The sequence below is a fragment of the Ensifer sp. SSB1 genome, assembly GCF_016652895.1.
Classification (GTDB): domain Bacteria; phylum Pseudomonadota; class Alphaproteobacteria; order Rhizobiales; family Rhizobiaceae; genus Ensifer.
This window is the reverse complement of sequence record NZ_JAEPRP010000021.1, coordinates 23,588-32,814: the sequence shown is the minus strand read 5'-3', so window position 1 is coordinate 32,814 and position 9,227 is coordinate 23,588. Positions and strand designations below refer to the sequence as shown.

The window sequence follows — 9,227 nt, the reverse complement described above, 5'->3', positions numbered from 1 at the left end:
GCGTTCGTTCTGCCACGCGCCGCTCCAGTTCGTCGCGGGCGACGCGCTCGCGCGCTGCGACCAGCGTCAGGGCCTGGCGCCGGCGCAGAAGGAAAGCGGCGAGCGCCAACAGCGGCACGAGGATGGCGAGCGCGATCAGCCGGGCCTCGCGGGTTGCTGCGGAGATCGCGCCATCGAGCGGCGCCAGCTGTTCGAGCCGCCAACTCGTGGTCGGAACCATGGTTTCCACCCGCAGGAACCGCCGCTCGCTGTCGCCCGGCAACAGGGCGCGCAACTCGCTGGAGCCGTCGCTTGTCGTCTCGATATCGCGGAAGGGCAGCGGCAGCAGCGATGCATCGCCGAACTGCAGGCTGTCGCGGATGGCGGCGACGCGATCGCGCGGAATGGTTCTCGTCGTCATGAACCGCCAGGACGGAAAACTGGTGATCAGCACGATGCCGCGCCGGTCGGTGACATAGACGGGCTTGCCGGAGGCGAGCCATTCGGCCTCCACATCGTCGAACTCGAGCTTGGCGACGACAACGCCAATCGGGCCGTCAGGACCCTGGACCCGACGCGAAATGTAGAGGCCCGGCCGCTTGCTGACCGTGCCCATTGCGAAATGCTCGGCCTTGCCGTCGCGCATCGCCATGCGGAAATATTCGCGGAAGGCGTAGTCGTTGCCGACAAAGCTCGTCGGCTCGCGCCAGTTGCTGGCGGCGACGGCCACCCCGTCGGGGCCAATCACGTAGATGACGGCGGCATCCGTGTTGGCCGCAAGCGCCTGCAGCTTCTCGTTCAGCCGTCGCAGCGCCTGGCCGTCGCGGGCCGAAAGGGCGGCCTTCACCTCGACGTCGTCGGCCAGCACCAGCGGGGTCGAGCGTTGGCGTTCGAGCACGGCGCGCAGTAGCGAGGCCTTCAGATTGGCATCGATCCGGCTTTGGGCATCGACCGTGTCGAGCGCCTGGTTGCGCCCGTATTCGCCGGCGAACAGAAGGCCGGCGAGGAGCAGCGCCAGAGCGAGGCCGGCAAACGCCAGCCAGGTACGGCGCATGGACTGGTCTAGATCTGCCAGGTTGAGGGGGGTGGATAGGGCATTGAACATGGCCTGATTGTGCACTTTTTCGCTCAGGCTTCCAGATCGTCTGTGCGGAAATCCGCTCAACTCTTTGTGCGTATCGCGCGGAGCGCACAAAACATCCTCATCGATTCAATGGCTTGGCTTCTGTTCCGGAGAACTGGCACGCCCGTTGCAAATGACATCCTCATGACAGCCCGAGCTGTCGCGCATCGGAAATTGACCCGGGAGGCCCGGCATGACGCCGGACTGGGTCCAGTGGAGGATCTCATGATTATCGACCAATCCGCGGAACCGCGCGGCAAGACACCTTTCTATCGCCATCTCTATGTCCAGGTTCTGGCGGCGATCGCCGCGGGCATCCTGCTCGGCCATTTCTATCCGTCGCTCGGCACCGAGCTGAAGCCGCTCGGCGACGCCTTCATCCGCCTGGTCAAGATGATCATCGCGCCGGTCATCTTCCTGACGGTGGCGACCGGCATTGCCGGCATGACCGATCTTGCGAAGGTCGGTCGCGTCGCCGGCAAGGCGATGATCTACTTCCTGACCTTCTCGACCCTGGCCCTGGTCATCGGCCTGATCGTCGCCAATGTCGTGCAGCCCGGCGCCGGCATGCACATCGATCCCGCCTCGCTCGACGTCAAGGCTGTGACGACCTATGCCGAGAAGGCGCATGAGCAGACGATCACCGGCTTCCTGATGAACATCATCCCGACGACGCTGGTCGGCGCCTTTGCCGATGGCGACATCCTGCAGGTGCTGTTCATTTCCGTGCTCTTCGGTCTGGCGCTCGCCACGGTCGGCCAGAAGGCCGAGCCGGTCGTCGACTTTCTGCATGCACTGACGCTGCCGGTCTTCAAGCTCGTCGGCATCCTGATGAAGGCCGCGCCGATCGGTGCCTTCGGCGCCATGGCTTTCACCATCGGCAAATACGGCGTCGGCTCGATCGCCAACCTGGCGATGCTGATCGGCACGTTCTACCTCACCTCGTTCCTCTTCGTATTCCTGGTTCTCGGCGCCGTCGCCCGCTACAACGGCTTCTCGATCATCGCGTTGATCCGCTACATCAAGGAAGAACTGCTGCTGGTTCTCGGTACCTCCTCGTCGGAAGCCGCTCTTCCGGGTCTCATGAGCAAGATGGAAAAGGCCGGCTGCAAGCGCTCGGTCGTCGGCCTCGTCATTCCGACCGGCTACTCCTTCAACCTTGACGGCACCAACATCTACATGACGCTGGCCGCGCTCTTCATCGCCCAGGCGATGGATATCCCCCTGTCGCTCGGCGACCAGGTGCTGCTGCTGCTCGTTGCGATGCTGAGCTCCAAGGGCGCTGCGGGCATTACCGGTGCAGGCTTCATCACGCTGGCTGCGACGCTTTCGGTCGTCCCGGCCGTACCGGTTGCCGGTATGGCGTTGATCCTCGGCATCGACCGCTTCATGTCGGAATGCCGCGCGCTTACCAACTTCGTTGGCAATGCGGTCGCCACGATCGTCGTTGCGAAGTGGGAAGGCGAACTGGATGAGGCGCAGATGGCCGCGACGCTCGGCGGCCGCGCGCCTGCGGGCCTTCCGCAGCCCGCGCTGCAGCCGGCCGAATAAGGTTGCCTCCCAAGGCATGACTGCAAGAAGCAGTCCGAACGCGGTCCGTGGCAACACGGGCCGCGTCGTCGTTTTTGGCTATTGGCCGCTCAAGGTCATCTTCGACGTTTCGGGCGCTCCGGCGTTCAGGTAGGCGACGAAATCCCTCAGCATCGGCACCCGGCGCGGGCGGAAGCTCTCGTCCGTCATTCTGATATCGACGATGCGGTCGACGCGGAACTTGCGGAAGTCCTGACGCAGGCAGCACCAGGCGAGCAGCACCAGCACCCGCTCCAGATAGACGATCGCGAGCGGCAGAACCTTTCGGTCGGTCCCTTGCTGTCCGGCGTCCACATAGCCGATGACGACCGCACGCTCCTGCCAGCAGGCTTCGCGCAGAAGGCCGACATCGGCGACCGGTGGATCCCGGCGCTCGAAGCGATAGACCTGTGAAGCAGCATGCAGCGCCTGGCGCTGCAACCTGTCGGGCAATGTCGCCGTTATCTTCGAAAGCACCTCGCCCGCCGCGGCCGCGAGTTCCGGCTCGCCCATGTGCTGCACCTCGGCAAGGCCGAGCACCAGCGCCTCGATTTCCAGGCGCGTGAAGGTTTGTGGCGGCAAGGCGATGTCCTCCGTCAGCCGATAGCCGAAGCCGCGCTCGCCATCGATGACGGCGCCGGCGGCACGCAGGCTGTCTATGTCCCGGTAGAGCGAGCGCAGCGACACTCCGGTCTCTTCGGCGAGGCGGGCGGCCGTCACCGGAGGAGGAAGAGTGCGAAGCGCCTGCAGCAGGCGGAACAGACGATCACTACGGGCCATGGCTGAAAGATAGACGAAGCCTACTGACGAAAACTGGCAGTTGGCCGACTGTATAAGATCCGCATTGCCAAACGCAACAAAGGAACCTTAACATGCTGACGCTCTTTCACGCCCCGCGCTCGCGCTCGTCGCGCATCATCACGCTGCTTCGCGAACTCGATGCTATCGACAAGGTGGAGATCGAGATCGTCGACATCACCCGCGGTGACGGCAGCGGTCGAAAGGACCCGAGGAACCCGCATCCTGAAGGCAAGGTGCCGGTGCTCGTGCATGATGGCGTGGTGATCTGGGAGAGTATTGCGATCATTCAGTATCTGACCGATCTCTTCCCGGAAAAGAACATGGCGCCGGTCGCCGGTGATCCGCAGCGCGGCCGTTATCTGAGCTGGCTTGGGTGGTATGCCGGCGTCGTCGAGCCGGTTCTGATCATGCAGGCAACCGGGCTTTCCCATCACTATTTCGACTTTACTTTCCGCGGCCCCTCCGAGATGGCGAAGCGTCTGGAAGATGCCTTGAAGGACAGCCCCTATCTGGTGGGTGACCGCTATACGGCGATCGATCTGCTGCTGCACTCGCCCTTTGCCTGGTATCCCGCCGCCACGCCCGACAGCGAGGTCGTGAAAGCCTGGGTCGAGCGCTGCGCTGAGCGCCCGTCGCTGCAGTGGACCACGGATTACGACGCCCGCACGGCTGCTGCCGCTTGAGCGAACAGGGGGATATCCGCTCTCGAAGCGGGCGGGTATCCCGGGTTATCGTCGCTTGAGGTTGATTTCGCTCGTTACAACCCGCTTGCCCGAAGCCGGATCGACGTCGATCGTCGTCAGTTGCATGCCGTCGGTGCCGATCCTGCGCAAGGTCAGATCGGCACGCCGGTCGCCATTGACCTCCTTGGCCCAGCGAATGGTGAGATTGATGGCGTCGCCGCGTCGGCTGCCGTCGAGGCCGGCACGGCCGCCGCGCGGACCGAGATAGGAGCCGCGATAGGCCGAGCCGGTGTAGTGCAATTGTGCATCGACGGATCGCGAGATCACGAGCATGCCGCGACAAACGCCCTCCATGGAAAGGGCAAGGCCCGTCGCTTCGGAATTGAAGCTGCAGGTGACATTGACCGGCGACATGTTGGTTCGGATGCGGACCGTTCCGGTGCCTGACCAGTTGCCGCCGAGCGTTTTCAGGAACGCACCTTCGTCCGCGCGCGCAACGTCGTTGGCGAAGACGGTCATGATGACAAGCAACAACCATCGGGGCATGGATGCAACCCTCCGTTCGGCGGTGTCGATAGTACACCAGTAGGCGCCGGGATCGCCAGCCGAACGTGCCAGCGCCGCGGATGTTCCGGTCTCGCCTCAGATGCCGTGCAGTACCTGTGTCGCCTTGACGGCGGCCGATGCCCGGTTCTCGACGCCGAGCTTCACATAGATCTGCTCCAGATGTTTGGTTACGGTTCGCGCGCTCAGGCCCAGGATCTCCCCGATGTCGCGGTTCGCCTTGCCCTTGGCGATCCAGAGCAGCACTTCGGACTCTCGCTGTGTCAGCGCGAAGTGCTGCCGCAGCATTTCGTCGTCCGTCAGCCGGTTCTCGGCGGTCAGGCGGAAGAGATATTCGTTCGGGCCGATGCCGCCGAGATAGGATATCTGCAGGCCGGATTGGCCGGGTTGATCGAGCGTGAAGCTTTCTTCGTGCGAAGACGGCCTACGGGCGCGGCTTTCCATCCAGCGGGCGATGCGTTTGGTGACCGTGCTCAAGCCATCGTCACGGCCGGTTGCTGCATTGACGAGGCGGGTCGCCTGTGGTGTCGACCAGCAGACCCCACCGTCGGCGCGCACCGCCAGCAGATGGCGGCCGGCCGCGTCGAGCGCGACCCGTGCGCTCTGGGCGGAGCGGGCATTGGAGAGATGGACGCGGATGCGCGCCCGAAGCTCATCGATATTGATCGGCTTGGTCAGATAGTCGACGCCGCCGGCTTCAAGGGCGCGGACAACGTGTTCGGTCTCGGTCAAGCCGGTCATGAACAGTACCGGTGTCTGGCCGACGGCGGCGTTGGCCTTGAGCCGCCGGCAGGTCTCGAATCCGTCCATGCCCGGCATGACCGCATCGAGCAGAATGACGTCGGGGGTGATGCGTTCCGCGATCGAAAGCGCGGCATTGCCCGAGGTTGCGATCAGCGCGGAAAAGCCCGAACGCTCCAGCGCCTCGGTGAGGAAGCCGAGGGCCTCCGGTGAATCGTCGACGAGCAGTACGATGTCGCGGCGGTCGTAGGTCTCAGCCACGGGCGTCGCCTCCTTTTTCTGTGCCGTTTCTGAGGAAGGCGTCGTAGCCCGAAAGATCGAAGGCCTGCACATAGGTGCGGGCCTCCTCGACAAAGGATTGGTGTTCGGGCGCCAGCGCGATCTCCGTGAGCTTGGCCTCGATGCCCCTGATGTAGCCGATCTCGCCGAGCCGGATCAGTTCCTGCACGTGATGGAAATCTGGACGCATGATCGACCGGCCCCCTGGCGCGGTATGCGGCGGTCTTTCCTCGCCTTCGTGGATCCAGGCGAGATCGAGATGGACCGCAAGCTTGTCGACGAGCTGGCTGACCACGAAAGGTTTGGCGAGCGTGTCGTTATGGCTGGCAAAGGCGCCGGTGGCCGAGCCGTCGCCGATATTGGCCGACAGCATGATGATCGGTGCCATCTGTCCGGTTTCGCGCAGCCGTCCGGCAAGTTCCCAGCCGTTCATGCCCGGCATCGAAATGTCGATCAGGAAGAGGTCCGCGTCGACGTCCGCAAGCAGCGACAGGCAATCGGCCCCGGACGGGACCGCGAAGACCGTGAAATCCATGGGGATCAGGACCTCGCGCATCAGCGCGCGATGGTCGGCATTGTCGTCAACGACGACGATGGTGCGTCGCAAGCCGAGATAGGAGGTGATGCGGCGGACGGGTGCCGTGAGCGCCGGGCGGTCGACCGCCGAAAGCATCAGCCGGACGCGGAACGTTGTGCCCTCGCCAAGCACGCTGGTAACGGCGATTTCGCCACCGAGCGTCTGCGTCAGAAGGCGCGTGATCGTAAGCCCCAGGCCGAGGCCCGGCATGCTGCCCAGATGTTCGGCTTCGCCGCGCTGGAACGGGTCGAAAATGCGCGGCAGGTCCTTGTCGGCAATGCCGCGGCCGCTGTCGGTTACCGTGAAGGTTGCCACCTGGCTGCGATAGGCGACATCCAGCCGGATGCCGCCCCGCTCGGTGAATTTCAGCGCGTTGGAGAGAAGATTGACCAGGATCTGTCGCAGGCGTTTCTCGTCGGTCTTCACATAGCGCGGCAGGCTGGCGGCGCGTTCATGCTCGAAGGTGATGCTCTTCGCCTGCGCCTGCGGGCGAAACATCTCGACGATCTGGTCGAGGAAATCGTGAATGTTGATCTCGTTGGAATAGACCTGCAGCTTGCCGGCCTCGATCTTCGAGATATCCAGCAGCCCGTCGATCAAGCCGGAAAGATGGTCGGCGCTGCGCTTGATGACCTTGATCGCGCCTTGGCGCGCAGGCGGTATCGTTTCATCTCGTTCCAGCACCTGGGCGTAGCCGAGCACGGCATTGAGCGGCGTTCGAAGCTCGTGGCTGAGGCCGACGACATAACGGCTCTTGGCGCGGTTGGCGGCTTCCGCCGTTTCCTTCGCCTGTTGCAGCGCTGCGTCCGTCTTCTTGTGCGCGGCGATTTCCTTCAGCAGTAATGTGTTCTGTCGGGAGGATTCCTCCTCGGCGACCACGCGGCTGTCATGGGCAAGCACGTAGAACCACGAGACGATGCCCGCGAGCACGGCAAAGACGAAGAAGACGACCGCGACGGTGCGCTCGACGACCGCAGCAACCTCGGGGGATGTGCCGGCAGTTTGGTGGGCGATCATTGCGAGGATCAGGCCGATGCCGGCGATCGACAGCACTGCGGAGATGGCGTAGCGGCCGAGCCGCGTCGCCAGCTTTTCGGTGACAGTGCGCGGAAGCAGGGTGTTGGCGACGGTCGCGACCTGGGCGTTGAAGCGCGCCTTCGGCTTGCACATGTCGTGGCAACGGCTATCGAGCGAGCAGCAGAGCGAGCAGATCGGTGCGGCATAGGCCGGGCACCAGGCCATGTCCTCCGGTTCGAACGGGTGCTCGCAGATCGAGCAGGTAATCTCGCTCTGGTTCGCCCAGCTCCGGCGCGGCTTGCGCGCGAGGTAGAACTTGCCGTCGGTCAGCCAGGCAATCAAAGGCGACGCCACAAACGCGACGACGAGCGCGATATAGGGCGCAAGCGAGGCGGCAATTTCGCCAAAGGCACCGAAATGCGCGATCAGTGCAACGGTCGCCGAGATCGCCATGGCGCCAAGGCCGACAGGGTTGATGTCGTAGAGATGGGCGCGCTTGAACTCGATGCCCGGCGGCGACAGACCGAGCGGCTTGTTGACGAAGAGATCGGCCGAAATCGTGCAGAGCCAGGCCATGGCGATGATCGAGAAGACACCGAGCGTTTCCTCAAGCAGACGGTAGATGCCGAGCTCCATCAAAAGAAGCGCGATCGCGACGTTAAAGACCAGCCAGACGACGCGGCCCGGGTGGCTGTGGGTCAATCGTGAGAAGAAGTTCGACCAGGCGAGCGAGCCTGCATAGGCGTTCATGACGTTGATCTTCAGCTGCGACACAACAACGAAGGCGACCATCAGGAGAAGTGCAGCCGTTTCTGAGGGGATCATGTAGCCGAAGGCGGTGTAGTACATCTGCGCCGGATCGGCGGCCTTGGTCGAAGGCACGCCTGCCGACAGCGCCAGCACCACCAGGAACGAGCCGGCGAGCAGCTTCGGTGCGCCGACGATCACCCAGCCGGAGCCGGCGAGAAAGACGGCGATGCGATGATGCAGCTTGCGCTGACCGTCCGGCGGCAGGAAGCGCAGGAAATCCACCTGCTCGCCGATCTGCGCCATCAACGCGAAGATGACTGCGGACGCCGCGCCAAATTCGACGAGATCGAAGGGCGCGAACGTGCCTGGAGGCCCTGAGGTGTGGTGAATGCCGGCATAGGCAAGCCAGGCGCCGACCTTCTCCCAGTCGGCAAAGGCGATGAAGACGAATGGCAGGACGTTGAGCACGATCCAGAATGGCTGTGTGATCAACTGAAACTTGCTGATCAGCCGCACGCCGTGGGTGACGAGCGGAATGACGACGACGGCGCTCAGGATGTAGCCGATCCACAAGGGAATCCCGAGTGCCAGTTCGAGCGCGCCCGACATGATCGAGGCCTCGATCGCAAAGAGGATGAAGGTGAAGCTGGCATAGATCAGCGAGGTCACGGTCGAGCCGATATAGCCGAAGCTGGCGCCGCGGGTGAGCAGATCGATATCGACGCCGTGTCGGATCGCATAGCGGCTGATCGGCAGCCCCACGGTGAGGATCATTAGGCTGGCGACGACGATCGCGACGATTGCATTGGTGGTGCCATAGGACATGGTGATGGCACCGCCGATCGCCTCAAGCGCCAGAAAGGAGATCGCGCCGATGGCAGTCTGCGAAATTCGTTCGGAGGAAAAACGCCGCGCGCTCTTGGCGGTGAAGCGCAGCGCATAGTCTTCAAGCGTCTGGTTGGCGACCCAACGATTGTATTCCCGCCTTACGGGAATGATGCGCTGGCGTGCGGCCATGGGGGTCCTAACGTGCGGTTGAGGGAGCTTGTGCCTTTTTTCTTAGCACGGAAGGTTTCTGCTTAAAATTGCTGCAAACGAAAATTTACCGGAAAGGGCAGAAGAGGGCGGCGAGTTCCCAGTGTCC

The 9,227-nt window shown here is 63.5% G+C and carries 7 protein-coding genes; 2 read left to right on the top strand and 5 right to left on the bottom strand.

Annotation, left to right across the window (positions count from 1 at the left end):
• Window positions 1–1,084 (bottom strand): cache domain-containing protein (locus I8N66_RS07775; protein WP_365886965.1); only part of this gene is annotated, 1,084 nt, incomplete at its 3' end.
• Window positions 1,085–1,327: 243 nt separating this feature from the next.
• Here I8N66_RS07775 and I8N66_RS07770 point away from each other — a divergent pair.
• Window positions 1,328–2,653 carry a dicarboxylate/amino acid:cation symporter gene (locus I8N66_RS07770; RefSeq protein WP_291151768.1) on the top strand — a complete coding sequence of 442 codons (1,326 nt, stop codon included), beginning with the start codon at window positions 1,328–1,330 and terminating at the stop codon, window positions 2,651–2,653.
• Between the two features lie 78 nt (window positions 2,654–2,731).
• Here the strand turns inward: I8N66_RS07770 and I8N66_RS07765 are convergent, their stop codons facing one another.
• Window positions 2,732–3,451: a YafY family protein gene (locus tag I8N66_RS07765; protein WP_291151765.1), complete on the bottom strand. Its 720-nt coding sequence runs from the start codon at window positions 3,449–3,451 to the stop codon at window positions 2,732–2,734.
• A gap of 92 nt (window positions 3,452–3,543) precedes the next feature.
• Here I8N66_RS07765 and I8N66_RS07760 point away from each other — a divergent pair, with 92 nt between their 5' ends.
• Window positions 3,544–4,155 carry a glutathione S-transferase family protein gene (locus I8N66_RS07760; RefSeq protein WP_291151762.1) on the top strand — a complete coding sequence of 204 codons (612 nt, stop codon included), beginning with the start codon at window positions 3,544–3,546 and terminating at the stop codon, window positions 4,153–4,155.
• Window positions 4,156–4,200: 45 nt separating this feature from the next.
• Here the strand turns inward: I8N66_RS07760 and I8N66_RS07755 are convergent, their stop codons facing one another.
• The 3 genes from I8N66_RS07755 to I8N66_RS07745 all read right to left on the bottom strand — a co-directional run bounded on the left by I8N66_RS07755 (window position 4,201) and on the right by I8N66_RS07745 (window position 9,100).
• Entirely contained in the window at window positions 4,201–4,701 is a 501-nt protein-coding gene (locus I8N66_RS07755) for a hypothetical protein (protein ID WP_291151759.1), read from the bottom strand.
• A gap of 96 nt (window positions 4,702–4,797) precedes the next feature.
• A complete protein-coding gene (locus tag I8N66_RS07750) occupies window positions 4,798–5,721 on the bottom strand; it encodes a response regulator transcription factor (RefSeq protein ID WP_291151756.1) in 924 nt (307 codons plus the stop codon).
• Complete coding sequence (locus I8N66_RS07745) at window positions 5,714–9,100, bottom strand: ATP-binding protein (RefSeq protein ID WP_291151754.1); 3,387 nt, start codon at window positions 9,098–9,100, stop codon at window positions 5,714–5,716. The genes I8N66_RS07750 and I8N66_RS07745 overlap by 8 nt, the downstream gene beginning before the upstream one ends.
• Window positions 9,101–9,227 lie beyond the last annotated feature (127 nt).

Bases quoted from the DNA above. Each gene is read 5' to 3' on its own strand.
- I8N66_RS07770 (WP_291151768.1), top strand. From the start codon at position 1,328: ATGATTATCGACCAATCCGCGGAACCGCGCGGCAAGACACCTTTCTAT.
- I8N66_RS07765 (WP_291151765.1), bottom strand. From the start codon at position 3,451: ATGGCCCGTAGTGATCGTCTGTTCCGCCTGCTGCAGGCGCTTCGCACT.
- I8N66_RS07760 (WP_291151762.1), top strand. From the start codon at position 3,544: ATGCTGACGCTCTTTCACGCCCCGCGCTCGCGCTCGTCGCGCATCATC.
- I8N66_RS07755 (WP_291151759.1), bottom strand. From the start codon at position 4,701: ATGCCCCGATGGTTGTTGCTTGTCATCATGACCGTCTTCGCCAACGAC.
- I8N66_RS07745 (WP_291151754.1), bottom strand. From the start codon at position 9,100: ATGGCCGCACGCCAGCGCATCATTCCCGTAAGGCGGGAATACAATCGT.